The organism is Mesorhizobium loti, assembly GCF_003148495.1.
GTDB lineage: Bacteria > Pseudomonadota > Alphaproteobacteria > Rhizobiales > Rhizobiaceae > Mesorhizobium > Mesorhizobium loti.
The window spans coordinates 241,143-261,626 of record NZ_QGGH01000007.1; the positions used below are offsets into that span (position 1 = coordinate 241,143).

22 protein-coding genes and 1 tRNA gene are annotated in these 20,484 nt (G+C 61.6%); 14 read left to right on the forward strand and 9 right to left on the reverse strand.

Going from position 1 to position 20,484, the window contains the following annotated elements:
* Positions 1-181: 181 nt before the first annotated feature.
* The 6 genes from yajC to C8D77_RS24680 all read left to right on the forward strand — a co-directional run bounded on the left by yajC (position 182) and on the right by C8D77_RS24680 (position 5,853).
* A complete protein-coding gene (yajC, locus tag C8D77_RS24655; RefSeq protein ID WP_109668872.1) occupies positions 182-520 on the forward strand; it encodes a preprotein translocase subunit YajC in 339 nt (112 codons plus the stop codon).
* A gap of 51 nt (positions 521-571) precedes the next feature.
* Positions 572-3,121: a protein translocase subunit SecDF gene (secDF, locus tag C8D77_RS24660; RefSeq protein ID WP_109668874.1), complete on the forward strand. Its 2,550-nt coding sequence runs from the start codon at positions 572-574 to the stop codon at positions 3,119-3,121.
* A gap of 28 nt (positions 3,122-3,149) precedes the next feature.
* Positions 3,150-3,542, forward strand: a complete 393-nt coding sequence (locus C8D77_RS24665) for an Mth938-like domain-containing protein (RefSeq protein ID WP_109668876.1) — start codon at positions 3,150-3,152, stop codon at positions 3,540-3,542.
* 1 nt (position 3,543) lies between these two features.
* Positions 3,544-4,386 carry a phytoene/squalene synthase family protein gene (locus tag C8D77_RS24670; RefSeq protein WP_164548681.1) on the forward strand — a complete coding sequence of 281 codons (843 nt, stop codon included), beginning with the start codon at positions 3,544-3,546 and terminating at the stop codon, positions 4,384-4,386.
* A gap of 82 nt (positions 4,387-4,468) precedes the next feature.
* Positions 4,469-4,903: a hypothetical protein gene (locus C8D77_RS24675; RefSeq protein ID WP_109668880.1), complete on the forward strand. Its 435-nt coding sequence runs from the start codon at positions 4,469-4,471 to the stop codon at positions 4,901-4,903.
* Positions 4,903-5,853: a sterol desaturase family protein gene (locus tag C8D77_RS24680; RefSeq protein WP_215732077.1), complete on the forward strand. Its 951-nt coding sequence runs from the start codon at positions 4,903-4,905 to the stop codon at positions 5,851-5,853. Before C8D77_RS24675 ends, C8D77_RS24680 begins: the two co-directional genes overlap by 1 nt.
* Positions 5,854-5,859: 6 nt before the next feature.
* Here the strand turns inward: C8D77_RS24680 and trmFO are convergent, their stop codons facing one another.
* The 3 genes from trmFO to C8D77_RS24695 form a co-directional block, all read right to left on the reverse strand.
* Positions 5,860-7,278, reverse strand: coding sequence for a methylenetetrahydrofolate--tRNA-(uracil(54)-C(5))-methyltransferase (FADH(2)-oxidizing) TrmFO (trmFO, locus tag C8D77_RS24685; protein WP_109668884.1), 1,419 nt, complete (start codon positions 7,276-7,278; stop codon positions 5,860-5,862).
* A 568-nt stretch (positions 7,279-7,846) separates the two neighbouring features.
* A complete protein-coding gene (locus tag C8D77_RS24690; RefSeq protein WP_013531314.1) occupies positions 7,847-7,987 on the reverse strand; it encodes a DUF1127 domain-containing protein in 141 nt (46 codons plus the stop codon).
* 49 nt (positions 7,988-8,036) lie between these two features.
* A complete protein-coding gene (locus C8D77_RS24695) occupies positions 8,037-8,177 on the reverse strand; it encodes a DUF1127 domain-containing protein (protein WP_013531315.1) in 141 nt (46 codons plus the stop codon).
* 236 nt (positions 8,178-8,413) lie between these two features.
* Here C8D77_RS24695 and C8D77_RS24700 point away from each other — a divergent pair, with 236 nt between their 5' ends.
* From C8D77_RS24700 to C8D77_RS24710, 3 genes are read left to right on the forward strand one after another with little or no spacing between them, the layout of a single operon-like run.
* Positions 8,414-9,532 carry a DUF2157 domain-containing protein gene (locus C8D77_RS24700; RefSeq protein WP_109668887.1) on the forward strand — a complete coding sequence of 373 codons (1,119 nt, stop codon included), beginning with the start codon at positions 8,414-8,416 and terminating at the stop codon, positions 9,530-9,532.
* A complete protein-coding gene (locus C8D77_RS24705; protein ID WP_109668889.1) occupies positions 9,529-10,113 on the forward strand; it encodes a GDYXXLXY domain-containing protein in 585 nt (194 codons plus the stop codon). The genes C8D77_RS24700 and C8D77_RS24705 overlap by 4 nt, the downstream gene beginning before the upstream one ends.
* Positions 10,114-10,139: 26 nt before the next feature.
* Positions 10,140-11,588 (forward strand): aromatic amino acid lyase, encoded by a 1,449-nt coding sequence (locus C8D77_RS24710; protein ID WP_109668891.1) that lies wholly within the window; start codon positions 10,140-10,142, stop codon positions 11,586-11,588.
* 157 nt (positions 11,589-11,745) lie between these two features.
* On the opposite strand, the gene C8D77_RS24715 is transcribed toward C8D77_RS24710, so the two are convergent.
* Positions 11,746-11,828: transfer RNA gene (locus C8D77_RS24715), tRNA-Leu, on the reverse strand.
* 254 nt (positions 11,829-12,082) lie between these two features.
* On the reverse strand, positions 12,083-13,093 hold the full coding sequence (locus C8D77_RS24720) for a zinc-binding dehydrogenase (RefSeq protein ID WP_164548682.1): 1,011 nt from the start codon (positions 13,091-13,093) through the stop codon (positions 12,083-12,085).
* Positions 13,094-13,656: 563 nt separating this feature from the next.
* Here C8D77_RS24720 and tig point away from each other — a divergent pair.
* From tig to C8D77_RS24740, 4 genes are all read left to right on the forward strand, one after another.
* Positions 13,657-15,147, forward strand: a complete 1,491-nt coding sequence (gene tig, locus C8D77_RS24725; protein ID WP_109668895.1) for a trigger factor — start codon at positions 13,657-13,659, stop codon at positions 15,145-15,147.
* A gap of 162 nt (positions 15,148-15,309) precedes the next feature.
* Positions 15,310-15,834 (forward strand): hypothetical protein, encoded by a 525-nt coding sequence (locus C8D77_RS24730; RefSeq protein ID WP_109668958.1) that lies wholly within the window; start codon positions 15,310-15,312, stop codon positions 15,832-15,834.
* 195 nt (positions 15,835-16,029) lie between these two features.
* On the forward strand, positions 16,030-16,410 hold the full coding sequence (locus C8D77_RS24735; protein WP_109668897.1) for a c-type cytochrome: 381 nt from the start codon (positions 16,030-16,032) through the stop codon (positions 16,408-16,410).
* 149 nt (positions 16,411-16,559) lie between these two features.
* Positions 16,560-17,489, forward strand: coding sequence for a heme o synthase (locus C8D77_RS24740; RefSeq protein ID WP_109668900.1), 930 nt, complete (start codon positions 16,560-16,562; stop codon positions 17,487-17,489).
* Between the two features lie 103 nt (positions 17,490-17,592).
* Here the strand turns inward: C8D77_RS24740 and C8D77_RS38840 are convergent, their stop codons facing one another.
* Positions 17,593-17,721 carry a hypothetical protein gene (locus C8D77_RS38840; protein WP_281036065.1) on the reverse strand — a complete coding sequence of 43 codons (129 nt, stop codon included), beginning with the start codon at positions 17,719-17,721 and terminating at the stop codon, positions 17,593-17,595.
* A 243-nt stretch (positions 17,722-17,964) separates the two neighbouring features.
* Between C8D77_RS38840 and C8D77_RS24745 the strand changes: the two genes are divergently transcribed.
* Positions 17,965-18,777 (forward strand): DUF2189 domain-containing protein, encoded by an 813-nt coding sequence (locus tag C8D77_RS24745; RefSeq protein ID WP_109668902.1) that lies wholly within the window; start codon positions 17,965-17,967, stop codon positions 18,775-18,777.
* A gap of 56 nt (positions 18,778-18,833) precedes the next feature.
* Here the strand turns inward: C8D77_RS24745 and C8D77_RS24750 are convergent, their stop codons facing one another.
* Genes C8D77_RS24750 through C8D77_RS24760 form a run of 3 tightly spaced genes read right to left on the reverse strand, consistent with a single transcriptional unit; the run spans position 18,834 to position 20,476 of the window.
* Complete coding sequence (locus C8D77_RS24750; protein WP_109668904.1) at positions 18,834-19,307, reverse strand: aminoacyl-tRNA deacylase; 474 nt, start codon at positions 19,305-19,307, stop codon at positions 18,834-18,836.
* Between the two features lie 38 nt (positions 19,308-19,345).
* Positions 19,346-19,747 (reverse strand): cytochrome C oxidase subunit IV family protein, encoded by a 402-nt coding sequence (locus C8D77_RS24755; protein WP_109668906.1) that lies wholly within the window; start codon positions 19,745-19,747, stop codon positions 19,346-19,348.
* A 9-nt stretch (positions 19,748-19,756) separates the two neighbouring features.
* Positions 19,757-20,476 carry a heme-copper oxidase subunit III family protein gene (locus tag C8D77_RS24760; protein WP_109668908.1) on the reverse strand — a complete coding sequence of 240 codons (720 nt, stop codon included), beginning with the start codon at positions 20,474-20,476 and terminating at the stop codon, positions 19,757-19,759.
* Positions 20,477-20,484 lie beyond the last annotated feature (8 nt).

Consider the following 20,484-nt stretch of genomic DNA (forward strand, 5'->3'; position numbering starts at 1 on the left):
ATCTTTTCCGAAAACCGGCTCGCGCTCTTTGCGATCATGCTCTAACACGGCTCAACAGGCCGGAAAAGCAGCCGATTTGGCCGGCCGCGCAGTTGCATTGACAACTTTACCGACTATATTCCGGCCAAATTTCAAGGGGCCGCCAAATTGGCGGCTGTTTTCAAAATTCAGGAGTACCTCGATGTTCGTGACACCGGCATACGCCCAAGGTATCGGCGCCTCTCCCGACATGTTCATCAGCATTTTGCCGTTTGTCCTGATTTTCGTGATCATGTATTTTCTGATCATCCGGCCGCAGCGCACGCAGCTGAAGAAGCGCGGCGAGATGCTGGCCGCGGTCCGTCGCGGCGACACGGTCGTCACCGGCGGCGGCTTCGTCGGCAAGGTGACCAAGGTGATCGACGACAACGAGCTCGAGATCGACCTCGGCGGCGGCATGAAAGTGACCGCGCTGCGTTCGACGATCGCCGATGTGCGCGTCAAGGGCGAGCCGGTGGCAAACCAGAACGCCAAGAAATAATCCAATTTTAGGCGGAGCGATCCGCGGACACGCTCTGACGGACGACGCCATATGCTGTATTTTTCGCGCTTCAAGATGATCCTGATCTGGGTGGCCGTGGCCATCACAGTGATCCTCGCCGCGCCCAACCTCATCCCCGCAAGCACCTTGGCCCAACTGCCCAGCTGGGTGCCGAAGCGTCAGATGACGCTCGGCCTTGATCTGCAGGGCGGCTCGCACATCCTGCTGGAGATGAATCAGAACGATCTGATCAAGGACCGGCTGGAGACGACGCGCGACGAGATCCGCACGCTGCTGCGCGACGCCAAGATCGGCTATACCGGCCTTGCCGGTACCGGACGGACCTTGCAGGTCCGCATCACCGATCCCGCCCAGGTCGCTGCCGCCAAGACGGCGCTGAAGACGCTGACCGATCCGGTCGCTGCCGGCCTGTTCACCGGCGGCTCCATCCAGGAAATGACGCTCGACGACTCCGAGCCCGGCCTGCTCAAGTTCAACGTCACCGATGCCGGCATCAAGTATCGCACATCGACCGCATTGACGCAGTCGATCGAGGTGGTCGAGCGCCGCGTCAACGAACTCGGCACGACCGAACCCATCGTGCAGCGGCAGGGCGACGACCGCATCCTTGTCCAGGTGCCGGGTCTCCAGGACCCGCAAAGGCTGAAGGAAATCCTCGGCCAGACCGCCAAGCTGACCTTCCAGATGGTCGACCAGTCGATGCCGGTGCAGGACGCGCTCAATGGCCGTCCGCCTGCCGGCTCGTCGGTGCTGTATTCGCAGGACGATCCGCCGGTTCCCTATCTGATCGAGAACCGCGTCATCGTCTCGGGTGAAAACCTCGTCGATGCCCAGGCGACATACAATTCGCAGAACAACGAGCCGGTGGTGTCGTTCCGCTTCGACTCGAAGGGCGCCGCGCGCTTCGGTCAGGCCACCGCGCAGAATGTCGGCAAGCTGTTCGCCATCATCCTCGACAACCAGGTGATTTCGGCGCCGCAGATCCGTGAGCCGATCCTCGGCGGCACCGGCCAGATCTCCGGCAATTTCACCGCCCAGAGCGCCAACGACCTCGCGGTGCTGCTGCGCGCCGGCGCCTTGCCCGCGACGCTGACGGTGATCGAAGAACGCACAGTGGGTCCCGGCCTCGGCCAGGATTCGATCCATGCTGGCAAGGTGGCCGGCATCATCGGTTCTATCCTCGTCGTCGCCTTCATGTTCGTCGCCTATGGCTTCCTCGGCTTCCTCGCCAACATCGCGCTGGCGGTGCACGTGGCGATGATCGTCGGCGTGCTCTCGCTGCTTGGTGCGACGCTGACCTTGCCGGGCATCGCCGGTATCGTGCTGACCATCGGCATGGCAGTCGATTCCAACGTTCTGATCTACGAGCGCATCCGCGAGGAGCGACGCGCGGGCCGCTCCGTGATCCAGGCGATCGATACCGGTTTCACCAAGGCGCTGGCGACCATCGTCGATTCCAACATAACCTCGCTGATCGCCACCGTGGTGCTGTTCTATCTCGGTACCGGGCCGGTGAAGGGCTTTGCCATCACTTATGCGATCGGCATCCTGACAACCGTCTTCACCGCCTTCACCTTCACCCGACTGCTGGTCTCGATCTGGCTGCGCCGGGCACGTCCAAAGGAGTTGCCGCGTGCCCCGGTAACCTTCGTTCCGCCCGGCACCAAGATCCCCTTCATGGGCATCCGTCGCTGGACGTTCACGCTCTCGAGTGCACTTTCGATCCTGTCGGTGGTACTTTTCATGACCGTCGGCATCAATTACGGCATCGATTTCAAGGGTGGTTCGCTGATCGAGGTGCAGGCCAAGAGCGGCAATGCCGATCTCGCCGACCTTCGCGCGCGGCTGACCGAACTCAACATCGGTGAAGTCCAGGTCCAACAGTTCGGTACGCCGAACGACGTGTTGATCCGCGTCGGGACGCAGGATGGTGGCGAGAATGCCGAGCAGACCGTCATCGACAAGGTGCGCGGCGAGTTGCAGGACAGTTATGACTTCCGCCGCGTCGAAGTGGTTGGACCGACGGTTTCAGGCGAACTCGCGAAGCAAGGCACGATCGCCATGCTGATCGCGCTGCTTGGCATCCTGATCTATGTCTGGTTCCGCTTCGAATGGCAGTTCGCTGTCGGCGCCATCGTGGCGACGGTGCACGATGTGGTCATGACGCTTGGCTTCTTCGTCATCAGCGGACTGGAGTTCAACCAGTCATCGCTGGCGGCGATCCTGACCATTATCGGCTATTCGCTGAATGACACGATCGTGGTCTATGACCGCGTTCGCGAGGATCTGCGAAAATACAAACGCATGCCGCTGCCGCAACTCTTGAACAACGCCATCAACGAGACGTTGTCGAGAACGACGCTGACCTCGGTGACGACGATCCTGGCGCTGCTGGCGCTGGTGCTGTTCGGCGGCGAGGTGATCCGCTCGTTCACCATGGCCATGCTGTTCGGCGTCGTCTTCGGCACCTATTCGTCGATCTTCATCGCCGCACCGCTGCTGATCCTGTTCAAGCTGCGGCCGCAGACTACGGCCGACGAGGAGAAGCCGGTCGGTGGCGGCAAGGCGGTCGCGACCTGACGCGCCGCCCCGAAGGGGTGACAAAACGGTGACCAGCAAAGGCATCGTCATCCGCGAGGCGCATTTTCCAGGCCGCGCGCCGATCGAAGCCTACGGCAATGGTGGGTTCCGCTTTGCCGACATGTCGCATCGCGGCTCGCTGCTCTGTCTGCCATCCGGCATCCATGGCTGGGAGCCGGCGGATCCCCTGGCGCTGACGGTGGCGGACTTCGACAGGCTGCTGACTGAGGCCGACAAGGTCGAGATCCTGCTGGTCGGCATGGGTAGGGATCTCAGGCCATTGCCCGCCGCGCTGCGGGCCGCGCTGAAGGCCGCCGGCATTGCGTCCGACCCGATGTCGACCGGTGCCGCGGTACGGACCTACAATGTCCTTCTGGCGGAAGAGCGCGCCGTGGCTGCCGCGCTCATTGCCGTCGATTGACATGTCTCAAAGCGCCAAAATCGTCATGGACGCGGTGCGCGCCGCCGATCATGACCGCTATCTGACCGCGCTTTATGCGCCGGCGGACAAGCGCGACGCGCTGTTTTCGCTCTACGCCTTCAATGCCGAGATCGCAGGCATTCGCGATCGCATCCATGAGGCGCTGCCGGGCGAGGTGCGGCTGCAATGGTGGCGCGATGTCATTGCCGCCGGCGGCGAGGCGGGCGCCGGCCATCCCACAGCTGAAGCCTTGAATGCCACCATAGCGACATTCAACCTGCCGAAACTGGCCTTCGAGAACATGCTCGATGCGCGCATCTTCGACCTCTACGACGACTCGATGCCGTCGCGCACCGATCTGGAAGGCTATTGCGGCGAGACGGCCGCCGCGCTCATCCAGCTTGCGGCGATGATACTCGATCCCGGCGAGGCGCCGCGCTTTGCCGCACTGGCGGGCAGGGCAGGCTGTGCGCAGGCGATGACCGGCCTGCTGCTCCTGTTGCCGCTGCACCGCAAACGCGGGCAATGTTTTATCCCGGCCGATATCCTTGCTGCGGCTGGCTCTTCGCCGCAGGAGTTCATCACCGGCGATGGCGGTCCTGGCGCCAAGCGCGCGGTGGCGGCAATGATCGCGCTGGCACGCGACCATCTTTCCGCCTTCGAACAGGGCGCATCGGCCTTGCCTGTCTCGCTGCGCCCGGCATTCCTGCCACTGGCCCTGTCGCGCGCCTACCTGACAAAAATGGAAAGTGGCTCGCCGCTCGATGGTGTGGCGCGGCTATCGGCTTTGCGCCGGCATTGGCTGCTGCTGCGTCGTGCGACCAAGGGCTGGCCGGCACTTTGACGTAAACGTCAATCATGCTAAGAGCTTTCCGAGTCAGAACTGTTGCCGCAGACAACAGTCCGGCCGGAGGAGATACCGATCCATGAGCTTGCCTGTGCTGGTCGCGATCGTCGCCCTTGGCATTGCGCTGTCGGTCGCCGCGGTGCATTTCACCGGCGGCAGCAAGACGGCCACGCTTGCCGGAACGGATCAGGCGCTGAGCCGTTTCGCCGAGGATTTTCCCGACGAGGTGGCGACCGTGGTGCGCCTGACGGCGGATGCCAGGACGGCGTTTCTGGATATCGGGCGAGGGCGCATCGGGATCGTTCACAGCATCGGCGACTGCTTCTTGACCCGCATCGTCACGCCTCAAGATGTCGCAGTTTTGAACGCCGGAGATGTGAATACGGTCTCGTTCCGGCTCGCCGATTTCACCTGGAAGGGCGGCCGCTTCCGCTTTGCCAGCGCAGCGGATGCGCAAGGCGTGCTGGAAGCGCTTGAGCTGCAACATCCGAATTCCGCCAGGGAGGCCGCGTGATGGACAGCTACAATTTCCCGCAAGTCACCCAACTGGCCATCCCGTTCTTCGTTGTCGCGATCCTGATCGAGCTTTGGTTGGTGCGCACCGGCCGTGCCAAGGGTTCGTTCGAGACGCGCGACACCTTGACCAGCCTGATGATGGGCACCGGCAATGTCGTTGCCGGGCTGCTGCTTGGCGTCGTGTCCTACTGGGCGCTGCTGTGGCTCTGGCAATTCCGCGTCTTCAATCTCGGCCTGTCGGTCTGGGTGTTCCTCGCCGCCTTCCTGCTCGATGATCTGCGCTACTATGTCTATCACCGCATCGCGCACCGGGTGCGCTGGGTGTGGGCCGAACACGTCAACCACCATTCCAGCCAGCACTACAATCTGTCGACGGCGTTGCGACAAAGCTGGACGGGCCTGTTCACCTTCATGTTCGTGCTGCAGGCGCCGCTGGTGCTGCTTGGCTTTCATCCGGCGGTGATTGCCTTCACCTTCGGCTTCAACCTGGTGTGGCAGTTCTGGATCCACACCGAGACCATCGGCAGAATGTGGGGCTGGTTCGAATTCGTCTTCAACACGCCGTCACACCACCGCGTCCACCACGCCACCAATCCGCGCTATCTCGACGCCAACTATGCCGGCACGCTGATCATCTGGGATCGCATGTTCGGCACCTTCGTCGGGGAACTGGAAGAAGACCGGCCGCGCTACGGCATCGTCAGAAACCTCGGCACCTTCAATCCGCTGAAAGTGGCGTTCCATGAATGGATCGGCATGTTCAGCGATGCCTTTGCGCCCGCCCTGACCTTGAGTGATCGCCTGAATTATCTGATCAAGCCCCCCGGCTGGAGCCATGACGGCTCACGCGAAACGTCGGAAAGCCTTAAGGCAGCGTATGTCAGACGGAATCCAGATGAGGCCGGCAAGCCGGGGCTGCCGATGGCAGGTGCCGAGCCAGTCGAATAGGGAGTTTTACTCCGCCGCTTCGGCCGTCTCCGTTTGCACCGGCAGTCCCAGCCATTGCCGGCAATCGGCGCGTGCGCGCGATGTGATGGCGTGGCGCTTGGCGACAGTCTTGTCCTTGCCACGCATGCGTTTGCCCTCGATCTTCGGGGCTTCGACGGGCGGGAACAGGCCGAAATTGACATTCATCGGCTGGAAGGAGCGCTTTCCCGGTTCGTCATCGGAGACGATGTGGCCACCGGTGATGTGGTTGAGCAAGGCGCCGAAGGCCGTGGTGAGCGGCGGCAGCGACGGTGCCTGGCCAAGCCTTTCGGCGGCGGCGAAACGGCCGGCGAGCAGGCCGATCGCAGCACTTTCGACATAGCCTTCGCAGCCGGTGATCTGGCCGGCAAAACGCAGGCCAGGGCGCGACTTCAGCTGCAGCGAGGCGTCCAGCAAGGTCGGCGAGTTGATGTAGGTGTTGCGGTGCAGGCCGCCGAGGCGGGCGAAATCGGCGTTTTCGAGACCCGGTATGGTGCGGAACACACGCACCTGCTCGGCATGCTTCAATTTGGTCTGAAAACCGACCATGTTGTAGAGCGTGCCCAGCGCATTGTCCTGCCGCAGCTGGACTACGGCATAAGCCTTTACCGTCGGATTGTGCGCATTGGTCAGCCCCATTGGCTTCATCGGCCCGTAGCGCAGGGTCTCGACGCCACGCTCGGCCATGATCTCGATCGGCAGGCAGCCGTCGAAATAGGGCGTGCCTTCCCATTGCTTGAATTCAGTCTTCTGGCCATCGACCAGCGCCTGCACGAAGGTTAGGTACTGGTCCTTGTCCATGGGGCAATTGATGTAGTCCTTGCCGGTGCCGCCCGGCCCAACCTTGTCGTAGCGCGACTGGAACCAGCAGGTATCCATGTCGATTGTGTCGAAATGGACGATAGGCGCGATGGCGTCGAAGAAGGCCAGCGCATCGGCGCCGGTCGCTTCCGCGATCGACTGGGCAAGCGAGGGCGCGGTCAGCGGACCCGTGGCGACGATCGCCTGATCCCAATCCGCCGGCGGCAGACCCGGCACTTCCTCGCGCTGGATGGTGATCAGCGGGTGGGCTTCGAGTTTTTTCGTTACGGCGTCGGCGAATCCGTCGCGGTCGACGGCAAGCGCGCCGCCGGCCGGCACCTGGTTGGCGTCGCCCGCGCTCATGATCAACGAGCCGGCCAGCCGCATTTCGGCGTGCAACAGGCCGACGGCGTTGTTGTCGGCGTCGTCGGAGCGGAAGGAATTGGAGCAGACCAGCTCGGCCAGGTTATCGGTCTTGTGGGCATCGGTGCCGCGAACAGGCCGCATTTCATGCAGGATGACGGGAACGCCAGCTTGCGCTGCCTGCCAGGCGGCTTCGGAGCCGGCGAGGCCGCCGCCGATGATGTGGATGCGATTTTTGCTCATGAGCGCCGGAATAATCGCTTGGTGCGGCGATTGCAATTGCCGTGCGTGGTGCGGGGCAAACAGCAGCTCGGGGATCAACCCCTGAAAACAACAACACCCGCCGGGGGAGGAGGTCCGGCGGGTGTCGTTTTTGGGGTCAACCCTCGGGAGGAGGTGAAGGCCGACCGTATTCGCCATCGCCGGGGAGGAGGTCGGCTTTGGCGAAAACTCTTTCGCTGCATTTACAAGGGGCGAAACCTCTAGGGCAAAATTCGTTTTGCCCCGGGGAAACAGCGCCCGCCGCGGGAGGAGGTGCGGCGGGCGCCGTTTTGGTGGCCGACCTTCGGGAGGAGGTGAAGGTCGGGCCTACTCGTCATCGCCGGGGAGGAGGTCGGCTTTGACGAAAACTCTTTCGCTTTTTTACAAGGGCGAAGCCTCTGGGGCAAAATTCGTTTTGCCCTGGGGAAACAACGCCCGCCGCGGGAGGAGGTGCGGCGGGCGCCGTTTTGGTGGTCAACCCTCGGGAGGAGGTGAAGGTTGACCGGATCCGTCAGGGTCGGGGAGGAGGTCGACCCTGGCGAAATTCTGGTTAGATCGCCTGGCGGGCGATGATCTTGATTTCGTCGCGGACGATACCGAGGTCATGCAGCTGGCGGTTCGAAAGGCGACCCAACTCGGTAACCGTCTCGCGATAAACGCGCCAGTTACGATAGTTGCGGATCAGGTTCATTGTCGTTCTCTTTTTCAAAACTGGTTCGGACCATTTGCGGTCCGAAGAATTAGACCGCCTTGCGAGCGACGTAAGGAATGTCGCTGCGGCTGATGCCGAGGTCGGTCAGTTCACGGTTGCTCAGGCGGCTCAGCTCGGACACGGTGTCCCTGTAGCGGCGCCAGTTGCGGTAGTTGCGGATCAGGTTCATGGTAGTTCTCGTTTCGTCTTTCTTGCGGATCATTCCGTTTGTGTACGAAGCATAAATAGGCGGACCCATATCGATTTAAAAGCGCTATGGCTGCATGGCAGCAATGCAAATTGTGCAATGCAGCATTAACGAGCGTTCACGGACCTGACACAAAGAAACCCGAATCGGAAAATGCCGTCGCGTCAACGGTTTGACCGGATCGGCTGAAAAAAAGACCAAACTGGGGGAGAAGCGGGATGGCGAGTTATTCGTCGCGGGTCAGGGCGGATATCGCGCGCTGGCAGCAGGCTGGCCTGATCGACGCCACCATTGCCGATTCCCTGGCGCGCGATGTCGAGGCCAACGAGCGCAAGTCGCTCAGCTTCGGCTCGATCCTGGCGATGATGGCTGCCTTGCTGTTCGGCGCCGCCATCCTGATTTTCGTCGCCGCCAACTGGGACGCGATCCCGCGGCTGGCGCGCGTCCTGGCGCTCTTTGCGGTCATCCTTGGCGGCTATGTCGGCGGCGCGCTGTTGAAGACGCGCGACCATGCGGCGATCGGCGAGGCGTTGTGGATCGTGGCGGCGGCGGCTTTCGGCGGGTCGATCGCGCTGATCGGCCAGATGTATCATCTGTCCGGCGACGAGGCGTCGGCTCTGGTCACCTGGGGTGCCGGCACGGCACTCGCGGCTGTGGCGCTGCGTTCGAACCCACTGACCGTGGCTTCGGTCGGCATTGCCGATGCCTGGCTGTTCCTGAAGGGCTTCGATTATTACAGCCGTAGCGAATTTCCGCATGCCTTCGTCGTCATGGCGATCGTGCTGTTTGCCGTCTCGTTCTGGACCCGCAGCCAGCCGGCGCGGCACCTGATCATCCTGTCGGTGCTGTTCTATCTTGTGCTGCTGGTCACCAACCACGACACGCTGCAGGTGGCGATCCCGCTGGTCGTTGCGTCGGCGCTGCTGTTCGCGGCCTCGGTCTTCGCGCCAGATACGGTTGACAGGATCGTGCAGCTCGGCGGTCGCTTGCCCTTGCACGCGCTGCTCGGCTTCCTCACCGGCCTGGCCATGATCCAGTTCGAACTGGCTGGCGAGAGCACCTACAACAGCGGTTTCGCCATCGCTTCGGTCGTCGCGCTGGCCGGCATCGTCGCGGCAATCGTGCTGGCAGGACGGGAGAGCCGTGGTTTGCGCTGGCTTGCCTATGCCGGCTTCGCCTTCGAACTCGCCATCATCTATGTGGTGACGTTGCAATCGATGCTCGATACGGCCGGCTTCTTCCTTGCCGCCGCGGTGCTGCTCGGGATCCTTGCACTGGTCATCATCCGCGTGGAAAAACGCATGAAGGGCCCAGTTGCCATGGGAGCCACGGCATGATGACCGGAAAAAGACTTGTTGTCTCGGCGCTGGTGCTGGCACTTGTCCAGATCGGCTTCCTGAGCTGGATCATCGCCGGCCGCGCGGCGATCCTGCGCAACGGCAAGGAAGTGCTGCTGAAGATCGAGCCCGTCGATCCGCGCGACCTCCTGCGCGGCGACTATATTATCCTGGGCTACGAGATTTCGCGCATACCGGCGAAAATGATCGCCAACATTCCGCCCGACAAACTTTCCAGCGACGACACCTCGATTGTCGTCCGCCTCAAGAAGGGCGCCGACGGCTATTGGCAGCCGACGACCGCCTGGTTCGGCAAGGCGCCGATGCCGGCCGCTGCCGACGAAGCCGATATATCAGGCCACGTCGCAGAGGGCTGGGATCTTCGCAGCGAAGGGGCGACCATCGCGCCGGACTACGGCATCGAGCGCTTCTATCTGCCGGAAGGCGAGGGGATGGCGATCCAGAACGACATGCGGGTGCGCCCGTTCGGCATCCGCCTTGCGCTCGCCGGCGACGGCACCGCGCAGATCAAGGCGCTGGTGGACGGCGACAAGACGCTGTTCGAGGAACCGCTTTATTAATGTCCTTGTTTGCCGTGGTGTGAAGCATGCCAGTTACCTTGTCGACGCGTGAGGACATTAACCTCGACACTGTTTTCCGCGTCGCCTGGGAGAAGGACACGGTGGCGATCGGCGAGAAGGCCCTGCAGCGCATTGCCGAATGCCGCGCCTCATTCCTCAAGCTCATTGAAACCGATCCGCCGCCGGTCATCTATGGCGTCACCACCGCCATGGGGGAGTTGGCGAGCCGCAAGCTCGAACCTGACGAGCGAGACCGCCATGCGCGCATCAAGGCGTTCGCCGCCGCCACTTCCTTCGGCGATCCCTTGTCGGATCGTGTGGTCCGGGCAATCGTGCTTGCCCGCCTGACGAACTTCGTCGAGGGCAACGCCGCCACCACGCCGCGCATCGCGCTTGCCGTTGCCGCAATGCTCGATGGTCGGCCGATGCCAACGGTACCGGCTTCGGGCCAGGGCGGCGCCGGCGAGATCCTTGCGCTCTATCCGCTGTTTGCCGAGCTTACGACGCGCTTCGACCTCGAGGTAAAGGAACGCGGCTCGCTGATCAACGGCTCGCCCTGCGCTGCCGCTCTGGTGGCTGATGCCGCGCTGGCGGCGCGTCGCCGCATCCGCATGGCGCAAAAAGTGTTCGCGCTGTCGATCGAGGCGTTTCGCGCGCCGCTCGAACATTATGACGCGGCGCTCGACGCGCTGTGGGGCGATGAGCATGAAGCTGCGGCCCTGCAGGGGTTGCGGGAATTTCTGGTCGGCGCCGGCGATGGGCGACGCAACTACCAGGCGCCGGTCAGCTACCGCATCGTGCCGCGTGTCCTCGGCCAGGCGCATCGAGCGTTGTCGACGGCGGAGCAAGCGGCCACCGTGTCGCTGGCCTCGATATCGGACAATCCGGTCTATATCCCGCCCGATGATGGGCATCCGTTCGGGCGCTGTATCAGCACGGGCGGCTATCACAATGCCATGGCGACGCCGGCGCTGGACGATCTGGCGGCGATATGGGCCGACATCTGCCTGCTCTGCGATCGCCACGCCTCAAAACTCCTGAACGGCAAGGTGTCGCTGCTGCCGGATCTCTTGATGGCCGGACGGCACTCAGCCGACAGCGACGGCCACGGCAATGTCGGCTATGTGCCGATGGCGATCACCGGCTATCTCGAGCAAGCCAAGCTGGGGGCGCAGCGCACCTTCATTCCCGGAACGGAGTCGGCCGGCGCCGGACAGGACGATGTCGCCACGACGGCGTTCTTCGCATGGACCAAGGAAGCGACCGCCGGCCGCTGCGTCGATGCCGCCATGGCGATGCTGGCGATGATCGCTTCCCAGGCGCTGCACGTCACCGAACGCGCGCCACCGCCGGCGCTTCAGGCCTTCGTCGATGAGATCAGAAATATTGTGCCGCCAGTCGGCGACGATCGCGTGCTGGGGCCGGAGCTGGCACAGCTGGCCGCGTGGTTCACGAGGAGGGTGTTCGAGGCGTAGACGCCGATGCCGGGACGGTCGCGGCCGGCGGCCGTGGTGCGCGCGAGCGGATGGGGTTCGAACCTGGACCGGTCCTCTTTCGCCAAGGCTTCGGAGGACACTCCTTCGCGCAAAGAGCTTCAGGTGGCCTGCCACCCGAAGCTCGAAGAGCGAAGGGTGGTGCGGGTAGAGGGACTCGAACCCCCACGTTTTCACGCCAGAACCTAAATCTGGTGCGTCTACCAATTCCGCCATACCCGCCGATCTGGTGACCTGTGCCACGTCTATGTCACAAGCCATGACACAAGTTCAAGCGACTAAAGCCAACGGACACAGGGTGTGGGGCTGGTCAGCGTGTCTTGCTCGACCCATGGCCCAAAGTTTGTTCGAACTGGGGCGCTGACGTCGCCCCCCAGTTTCTATCCATCTTTGAGTTCGTTTCAGGCATTGGCTTTGCCCTGATGGGCGGGTGGAGCAACAGGCGCTGGCGCGGGGCTTTTGGCAGTGCGAAGCGGTTACTTGTCGGTAGCCACCTGCGTCGCCAGCCAGGGCAGCATGACGATTTTGCCGCCGAACCCGCCAGCGTCGATACGTGTGTGGATATCTTTCGCCGCGGCTAGTGGTTCGCGACCGACAACCATCGGATGAATGGCGCCGTTGCGGAGCAACTCGAACAAGGCAGCCATGTCAGTCCTAAACTCTTCAGGATGCGACAAGCGGCGGTCTGTGATGCTGTACCAAAGCGCCGTACGGCCACGGAACAGGAAGCTCAATGCGCCCCATAGCTTCAGGCGTGCCAAACCTAGCCCCGCCGCGATCAAGTTTTCGCGCCCGATCGCCATTGTCTGGGAGCCGTAGCCGATGAGGGTGCCCCCCGGCGCGAGACAGGCGAATGACCGGTTGAAATGCGCCCCTCCGATGGCATCGAATGCCGCATCGACACCGGCGCCGCCAATCCGCCCAGTCGTGAGTTTGCGGACCACATCAACGAAGTCGCCAGCCCGATAGTCGACTGCTTTACCGCCAAATCGCTCAACCGCGGCGAGGTTCGCCGCCGAACACGTGCCGATTGCCTTGAGGCCAAGATGACGCGAGAGATCGAGTAGCGCCGTACCGACCGAGCCTGATGCGCCGATAACGAGAATCGTATCGCCGGGTGATAAGCGCCGATAGCGCGTGAGCATCTGAAAGGCTGTAAGGTAGGCGAGCGGTATGCAAACGGCCTCTGCCGCATCGACGCCGGCTGGAACCGGCACAAGAAAACGCGCGGGACGAATCGCATATTGCGCGTAACCACCGACTACGCAGAGATCGGCAACGATTTGCCCCTCACGCGGCAAGACAACGTCGGGACCAGCCTTCTCCACAACACCTACGAGGTCGTAGCCGGGAGTAAACGGCAGCGGTCCTTTGAAGTCGGGGTAACGGCCACGCCGAATGAAGCTATCCGTGAAACCGGTTCCGGCTGCCAGAACCTTGATGCGTACCTCGCCAGCACCCGGATTTGGGATTGTTGGCTCGCTCACCAGTTCCAGGACCTCGGGGCCACCGAAGTGGGATATGCGAACGTGTTGCCAAGACATTGCGGAACCGTAGCACATTCGATTCCATAGGTGATGCCTGATATTGTGCGTCCACCCTCCACGAGGTGTCCGAGCCACCGTGGCAGCTCCGTAGCGAGCTGGCTGGGGGCAACCTAAATCTGGTGCGTCTACCAGTTCCGCCATACCCGCATGGACCAGCAATCCCATGTAGCCATCATTCCGTCGATGTCGGGAACAAGGTTGGGTCAGGGCTAAGATGATGGTTGTTCGCCGAAATGCGAAGACTGTTGAAAATTAGCCCCGCCTGTGACAAAAGGCGTGTCAAATGTGACGGGACGCGACGATCCGCTTCTACAGGATGTGATAAGAAGTAGGAAAAACAAGAACTTATTCACATTTTGGAACGCAGTTTGGGAGAGTTTGAGCCGTATTTTCGGTCAAATCGCCAGGTTCCGTACCAAAAGCCATTCCCGGCAAGAATATACCGGCAGGCTGTAAACGGCAGAGGCCGTGGCAGTCTCATTGGTGAAAACAAAGGTTTTACGATGCAGGTCACCGAAACGCTCAACTCCGGTCTCAAGCGCGAGATCAAGATCACCGTGCCGGCTGGTGACATGGAAGCCAAGCTGATGGCGCGGCTCTCGGATGCCAGGAACAAGGTCCGCATCAACGGCTTCCGTCCCGGCAAGGTGCCGGTGCAGCACCTGCGCAAGGTCTACGGCAAGTCGTTCATGGCCGAAGTGGTCAACGAAATCCTCAACGATTCGACCCGTTCGATCATCACCGGGCGTGGCGAAAAGGCTGCCATGCAGCCCGAAGTCATCATGACCGAGGACGAGAAGGAAGCCGAGAAGATCTTGGCCGGCGGCGCCGACTTCGAATTCCGCCTCAACTACGAGATCATCCCGGCGATCGAGATCAAGGACTTTTCCGACATTAAGGTGACGCGCCAGGTGTTCGACGTGCCGGATACGGAGATCGACGAGCAGGTCCAGCGCGTCGCCGAATCGGCGCGCAGCTACGAGCCGAAGACCGGCAAGGCCGCCAATGGCGACCGCGTCTCTATCGACTATGTCGGCAAGATCGACGGCGAGGCCTTCAATGGCGGTGCCGGCACCGATCAGCCGCTGGTGCTGGGCTCGAAGGAGTTCATCCCCGGCTTCGAGGATCAGCTTGTCGGCGCCAAGGCCGGTGACGAAAAGCAGGTCACCGTGACCTTCCCGGAAAACTACCAGGCAGCGCATCTGGCCGGCAAGGAAGCGACCTTCGACGTCACCGTCAAGGAAGTGTCCCAGCCCGGCGCGTTGGAAATCAACGACGAGACCGCCAAGAACCTCGGCCTGGAGTCGCTGGAGCGCCTGCGCGACGTCGTGCGCGGCCAGATCGAGAACCAGTTCGGCGCCATGACGCGGCAGAAGGTCAAGCGTCAGCTGCTCGACCAGCTTGACGCGGCCTACTCGTTCGAGGCGCCATCGAAGCTCGTCGACGCCGAGTTCAACAACATCTGGGCGCAGGTCAATCGTGACCTGGAAGCAGCCGGACGCACCTTCGCCGACGAAGAGACGACGGAAGAAGAGGCGCGTGCCGAGTATCTGCGGCTTGCCGAGCGCCGCGTGCGCCTCGGTCTGGTGCTGGCTGAAATCGGCGAGAAGGCCGGTGTCACCGTATCGGACGAGGAGTTGCAGCGCGGCTTGTTCGAGCAGGTGCGCCGCTACCCGGGTAACCAGCAGCAGGAAGTCTTCGAGTTCTACCGCAACAACCCGGAAGCGTTGAACACGCTGCGGGCGCCGATGTTCGAGGAGAAGGTGGTCGACCATCTGCTCGGCCAGATTTCGGTCACCGACGTCAAGGTCAGCAAGGAAGAGCTGATGGCCGACGACGACGAGGACGAGACCGCCGTCAAGGCGAAGCCGGCGAAGAAAGCCGCCGCCAAGAAGGCCGACGACAAGGCGAGCGACGCCAAGTCTGGCGACGACGCGGAAGAGCCCAAGAAGAAGGCCGCGCCGAAGAAGAAGGCCGCCAAGGACGCCGAATAGCACAAGCGTTCAGCTGAAACAGGAAAGGCCGCCCTCCGAGGCGGCCTTTTTCGTTGCCAAACTGCAACAGCCGGCACGCTTCGCGAGCGATGGCCTGTGGCGACCAAGCTTTGATCATTATCTGCGCTCCTATTGAAAGCCGGTTGGCTGTTGGAGGGCGTGTTGAGGCTGTTCGTCGAAATGGGACACGCTGCGGCAATCGCGTTAGTGCTTGTCTCGGTCTGCGGCATTGCCCGGGCCGAAACGGTGCTTGACAACTGGCGGTTCGACACGGGCGAGGATGGCCTCGTCACGGCGTCGCTCTATGCCACAAACAAGCTGATCACCGGCGGCGGCGCCTTGAGCTACAGCCCGATCCTGACGATTGCCTGCCGGGCAAACGGTGAGCCGCATTGGACCGAATGGCTGCAACTGAACGACACCGTTTCGGCCAGCCGCAAGATCACCATGTCGGTCACGGTCGACCAGGGCAGCAAGTTCGATGAAAGCTGGTCGGTCGGGCCGCGCGGCAGGATGCTGGTGCGCGACGGCGTCGACGGCATCAAGCGCCTTGTTGCCGCGAACCGACTCCAGCTTTCGTGGCGGTTCGGGCTGCTGTCGGGACGCGGCGAGGCCGATTTCGACCTCGCCGGGTTCGGCGAAGCGGTCAACCAGGTTGCCGGCAGCTGCAACACGGATGTTCCTTGAGCCGCTGCAGACCACCTAAACCTTTGTACGGTCGACCTCTTCTACCTACCGGCCAGATTCGGTGGTATATAGGTGCCGCAACTCCATTTGGGGGTAGAAGCGGATAATCTGTTCTGCCGTGCAAGGCGCGTATTGCTGGTGGTAGCGGCAGCTCGGATCATCTCAGGCACATTTGACGATCAGGGAGGAAAAGTCATGCGCTTAGTCGCGTTTTTCGCCGTCGTGTCTGTTGCAACCTTCGTGGCCAATCCATCGCAAGCCCAGGATTCTGCGGCTGGCGAGAAGGTCTTCACCAAATGCAAGGTCTGCCACATCGCAGACGAGGACAAGAACAAGATCGGTCCGTCGCTGCACGGCGTCATCGGACGCACGGCCGGTACGCATCCGGATTTCAAATATTCCGATGCCATGATTGCGGCCGGCAAATCCGGCGTCAAATGGGACGAACCAACACTGACGACCTATCTTCACGATCCCAAGGCCATGGTCAAAGGGACCAAGATGACGTTTCCCGGCCTCAAGAACGATGCAGACGTGGCCAACGTCATTGCCTATCTGAAAACGTTCTCCAAATGAGCTGGCTCCTACGCCATCCGTCTAACATCTTGTTTTTCTGTGATCTTATTCGAACCGAAGGGCGGCGTAAGCAAAGACCTGGTTTCAGTTTTCGCTCGAGCCTTCAGTTCGGGATCATGGCCTAGGTTGCCTGCTTCCATCGGTCTGAGATGTCGACTAGGGAAAACCGCCTCAAGGATACCGGCATCCGCCTCTCGGAAGCGACGGCGGGTGATTTCTTCGCGCTTTTGAAGCCGCGGGTCATGGCGCTTGCCGTATTCACCGCTTTCGTTGGCCTGATGGCGGCGCCTGGCGCGATGAATCCGGTCATCGCCGTGATTGCAATCGGTGCGATTGCGATCGGAGCAGGAGCGGCTGGAGCTCTGAACATGTGGTACGACGCGGACATCGACGCGCTGATGTCGCGCACATCAAAGCGGCCGGTTCCGTCGGGCCGCGTCACGCCGGGTGAAGCTCTCGGCTTCGGCCTGGTGCTTTCCGCACTTTCGGTCATGATGCTCGGCGTGCTGGTGGGCTGGCTTGCCGCATCGCTGCTGGCCTTCACCATCTTCTTCTACGTCGTCATCTATACGATGTGGCTGAAGCGCTCGACGCCGCAGAACATCGTTATTGGCGGCGCGGCGGGCGCCCTTCCTCCGGTCATCGGCTGGGCGGCTGCAACCGGCGCCATCGGCATTGAAAGCCTCATCCTGTTCCTGATCATCTTTCTGTGGACGCCACCCCATTTCTGGGCGCTCGCGCTGTTCAAGGTCGGCGACTACGCCGCTGCCGGCATCCCGATGATGCCGAACGTGGCCGGCCAGGCCTCGACCAGAAAACAGATATTCGCCTATTCACTGCTCCTGGCGCCAGTCGGCGTGCTGCCTTGGGCGTTCGGATTCGCGAGCGGGTTCTATGGAGTTGTTTCGGCTGCATTGGGCGCGGGTTTCATCTGGCAGGCCTGGAAGGTTCTGGTCGCTCCGGACAAGGAGACGAAGCCTGCAAAGGCGCTGTTTGCCTTCTCGATTTTCTATCTTTTCGCGATCTTTGCCATACTGCTTGCCGATACCATCGCAAAGCGAGCGTTTATGTCAGCCTGAGGTTGACGGCATGACCGCAGTTGTCGGAATACCCGCCGGGGTCGAGATGGCCGGTCTGTAATTTCTGCATTGAAGGCGTTGCAGATCAGGATTGGCTCGAACATCACGATGGTACTGCACAGAATCCCAGGATCAGCAGGGCGACGATGCCAAGGCCGAGGATGAGAAGCGTCCTTCCGTCCATGATCTTCACCTTTGACTTGGCGTGTGATCCTGTTTCGGACAGGATCATGCGCCAATCAACGCGGTGCAGCGTCCTTTACGCGCCCAAAGAGGGCGCGGCGCTGTGCGAGAATATCGAAAAAAGACCACCAGAGCTAGCCAGGCCCGCCGGAGCTCTTCTGACAAAGGGCGACAAGTCTCTGGCAAGAGAGTATGTTGATTGCGGTGCAGGTCGCGGTTTTGCGTGGCCATCACGCTGAACGGAAGCACCGCGAAACCGCGACCTTGCCGGACCAGGTCTGGAGGAACGGTCATGGCAAGCTTTCATGTGATAGCAGGCGCCAGCGAGACGCTGGAACATACCAAAATTCGAAAAATCGGTGTTTCCGACCTTTTCGACGCGCTCAAGCGGGGCGTCGACGATTTCATGGTCAAACCGTCGCACATCGTTTTTCTCTGCCTGATCTATCCGCTCGTGGGCGTCGTGCTCGCCGCCTGGACTTCTGGCGCCAATGCGTTGCCGTTGTTGTTTCCGCTGGTTTCCGGTTTTGCGCTGATTGGCCCATTCGCGGCGATAGGCCTCTATGAGATCAGCCGCAGACGGGAAGCCGGACTCGACACCTCCTGGAGGCACGCTTTCGACGTCAGGAAATCTCCGGCGCTGCCGGCCATCGCGGCGGTCGGGATCATGCTGTTTGCAATCTTCATCACCTGGCTTTTGACGGCGCAGATGTTCTACCAATATCTGTTCGGCCCGGCGCCGCCGGAATCGATATCCGGCTTCATCAATGAAATATTTGCCACCGGACGCGGCTGGACGCTGATTATCCTGGGGCACGCCATCGGCTTCGTCTTCGCTGTGGTGGTGTTGTGCACAACGGTCGTCGCCTTCCCATTGTTGCTCGACCGCGACGTCGGTGCGTACGAAGCCATCCACACCTCGGTGCGTGCGGTGCTGGCGAACCCGATCACCATGGCTGTCTGGGGACTGATTGTCGCCGTCGCCCTGATCATCGGCTCGCTGCCGGTGTTCGCCGGGCTGGCCATCGTATTGCCGATCCTCGGTCACGCCACCTGGCATGTTTACCGCAAGGTCGTGGAGTCGCCCGCCAGACCGGCGAGTTGAGGACTTTCTGCCTCACCGCACCGGCGAGGGCGCCGGTGCAAGTTTGATCGAAGCCGTCAGTATGCCGGGTGACTGAAGCGGGCTTGGTATGCGCCCATGGTCAGGCTGCGAAAGTCCTTGCCGCTGACATGCACCAGCGTTCTGTGGTCGCCGCCTTCGAAGTAGACGTCGGCTGCATCGCCGAGGCTTTCATCGACAATCACCGGCACATCGTAGGCTGCGCCGATCGGCGGGATGGCGCCGGTGTCGCAATCACCGAAGAGCGAAATCACCTCGTCTTCGGAGGCAAGTCCGAGACGCTTGTTCATGACGTCTTGCAACCTGCCGAGTTCGATCCTCTGGGTGCTTGGAACCACGGCTAGCGTATAGCCAAGCTCGTGGTGAACGACCACGGACTTCGCCATGATGCTGCCGGGCACGTGCGCGGCTATCGCCGACTGCCGGCTTGTTGAAGTGCGATGATGAGCGACGGTGTCGTAGGAAATTCCCTTGCCGTCGATGAAGTCCTTCAATCTGTTTGCGATCGTCATCTTGGCCTCCCTTGCCGGAGTTCGTGACGTATGGGCCGTCAGGGCCCGGATCCGAAAAACGCCAGCCGGGTGAAAAGGGTGTAGTCGGCTTCGAAGATCATCATTGTCACGAACACCAGAACCAGTATCGGCGGCAGGATGATCGCATAGGCCAGCGCCAGCCGTTCCCAGGCCATGTGCATGAAGACGGCGACGATCAGCCCTGCCTTGAGGATCATGAAGATCAGGATCAGCGACCATCTGAGATAGCCGTGAAGGCCGAAATAGTCGACCAGGTAGGAGCATGTGCTAAGGATGAACAGCCATGCCCAGACCACCAGATAGAGCTTGATCGGATGTTCCTGATGCACGTCGGCATGGGCGGCGGCCGCCGGCGCTTCATGTGCATGACCAGCATGAAGTGCGTGTTGTCCGAGGCCGTTTGCGGTTGCTTCAGCCATGTTTGCCTCTCACCAAAGATAGAAGAATGCGAAGATGAACACCCAGACCAGATCGACGAAGTGCCAGTACAGCCCCATGATCTCGACATTCTCGTAACGGCCCGTGCGGCTGGTGAAGAAGCCGCGCCGCCCGGTGTCGAAATCTCCGCGCCAGACCTTTCGCGCCACGATGATCAGGAAGATCACCCCGATCGTCACATGGGTGCCGTGGAAACCGGTGATCATGAAGAAAGACGAACCGAATTGTGCGGCGCCCCAGGGATTGCCCCAGGGGCGCACCCCTTCAGTGATCAGCTTGGTCCATTCGAAGGCCTGCATGCCGACAAAGGTCGCGCCGAGTGCCGCGGTCAGAAGCATGAGGATTGCCGTCTTGCGGCGATCGCGGCGGTAGCCGAAATTGACCGCCATGGCCATCGTTCCGCTGCTTGAGATCAGCACGAAGGTCATGATGGCAATAAGGATCAGTGGGATATCCGAGCCGCCGATACGAAGCGCAAAGACCTCGCTCGGATTGGGCCACGGCACGCGGGTCGAAATGCGCGCGGTCATGTAGGAGAGCAGGAAGCAGCCGAAGATGAAGGTGTCGCTGAGCAGGAAGATCCACATCATGGCCTTGCCCCAGGACACGTTCTTGAACGCGCGCTGATCCGAGGACCAGTCGGCTGCAATGCCTTCCCAGCCTGTGGGCCGTGGCTCCGTCTGGCCGATATGCGTCAGTGTCTCTGCCATCCGCTTGA

What these genes read in the sequence shown, in the direction of transcription:
- yajC (WP_109668872.1), top strand. Translation starts at nt 182, where the DNA reads ATGTTCGTGACACCGGCATACGCCCAAGGTATCGGCGCCTCTCCCGAC.
- secDF (WP_109668874.1), top strand. Translation starts at nt 572, where the DNA reads ATGCTGTATTTTTCGCGCTTCAAGATGATCCTGATCTGGGTGGCCGTG.
- C8D77_RS24670 (WP_164548681.1), top strand. Translation starts at nt 3,544, where the DNA reads ATGTCTCAAAGCGCCAAAATCGTCATGGACGCGGTGCGCGCCGCCGAT.
- C8D77_RS24675 (WP_109668880.1), top strand. Translation starts at nt 4,469, where the DNA reads ATGAGCTTGCCTGTGCTGGTCGCGATCGTCGCCCTTGGCATTGCGCTG.
- C8D77_RS24680 (WP_215732077.1), top strand. Translation starts at nt 4,903, where the DNA reads ATGGACAGCTACAATTTCCCGCAAGTCACCCAACTGGCCATCCCGTTC.
- trmFO (WP_109668884.1), bottom strand. Translation starts at nt 7,278, where the DNA reads ATGAGCAAAAATCGCATCCACATCATCGGCGGCGGCCTCGCCGGCTCC.
- C8D77_RS24690 (WP_013531314.1), bottom strand. Translation starts at nt 7,987, where the DNA reads ATGAACCTGATCCGCAACTATCGTAACTGGCGCGTTTATCGCGAGACG.
- C8D77_RS24695 (WP_013531315.1), bottom strand. Translation starts at nt 8,177, where the DNA reads ATGAACCTGATCCGCAACTACCGCAACTGGCGCCGCTACAGGGACACC.
- C8D77_RS24700 (WP_109668887.1), top strand. Translation starts at nt 8,414, where the DNA reads ATGGCGAGTTATTCGTCGCGGGTCAGGGCGGATATCGCGCGCTGGCAG.
- C8D77_RS24705 (WP_109668889.1), top strand. Translation starts at nt 9,529, where the DNA reads ATGATGACCGGAAAAAGACTTGTTGTCTCGGCGCTGGTGCTGGCACTT.
- C8D77_RS24710 (WP_109668891.1), top strand. Translation starts at nt 10,140, where the DNA reads ATGCCAGTTACCTTGTCGACGCGTGAGGACATTAACCTCGACACTGTT.
- tig (WP_109668895.1), top strand. Translation starts at nt 13,657, where the DNA reads ATGCAGGTCACCGAAACGCTCAACTCCGGTCTCAAGCGCGAGATCAAG.
- C8D77_RS24735 (WP_109668897.1), top strand. Translation starts at nt 16,030, where the DNA reads ATGCGCTTAGTCGCGTTTTTCGCCGTCGTGTCTGTTGCAACCTTCGTG.
- C8D77_RS24740 (WP_109668900.1), top strand. Translation starts at nt 16,560, where the DNA reads ATGTCGACTAGGGAAAACCGCCTCAAGGATACCGGCATCCGCCTCTCG.
- C8D77_RS38840 (WP_281036065.1), bottom strand. Translation starts at nt 17,721, where the DNA reads ATGATCCTGTCCGAAACAGGATCACACGCCAAGTCAAAGGTGAAGATC.
- C8D77_RS24745 (WP_109668902.1), top strand. Translation starts at nt 17,965, where the DNA reads ATGGCAAGCTTTCATGTGATAGCAGGCGCCAGCGAGACGCTGGAACAT.
- C8D77_RS24750 (WP_109668904.1), bottom strand. Translation starts at nt 19,307, where the DNA reads ATGACGATCGCAAACAGATTGAAGGACTTCATCGACGGCAAGGGAATT.
- C8D77_RS24755 (WP_109668906.1), bottom strand. Translation starts at nt 19,747, where the DNA reads ATGGCTGAAGCAACCGCAAACGGCCTCGGACAACACGCACTTCATGCT.
- C8D77_RS24760 (WP_109668908.1), bottom strand. Translation starts at nt 20,476, where the DNA reads ATGGCAGAGACACTGACGCATATCGGCCAGACGGAGCCACGGCCCACA.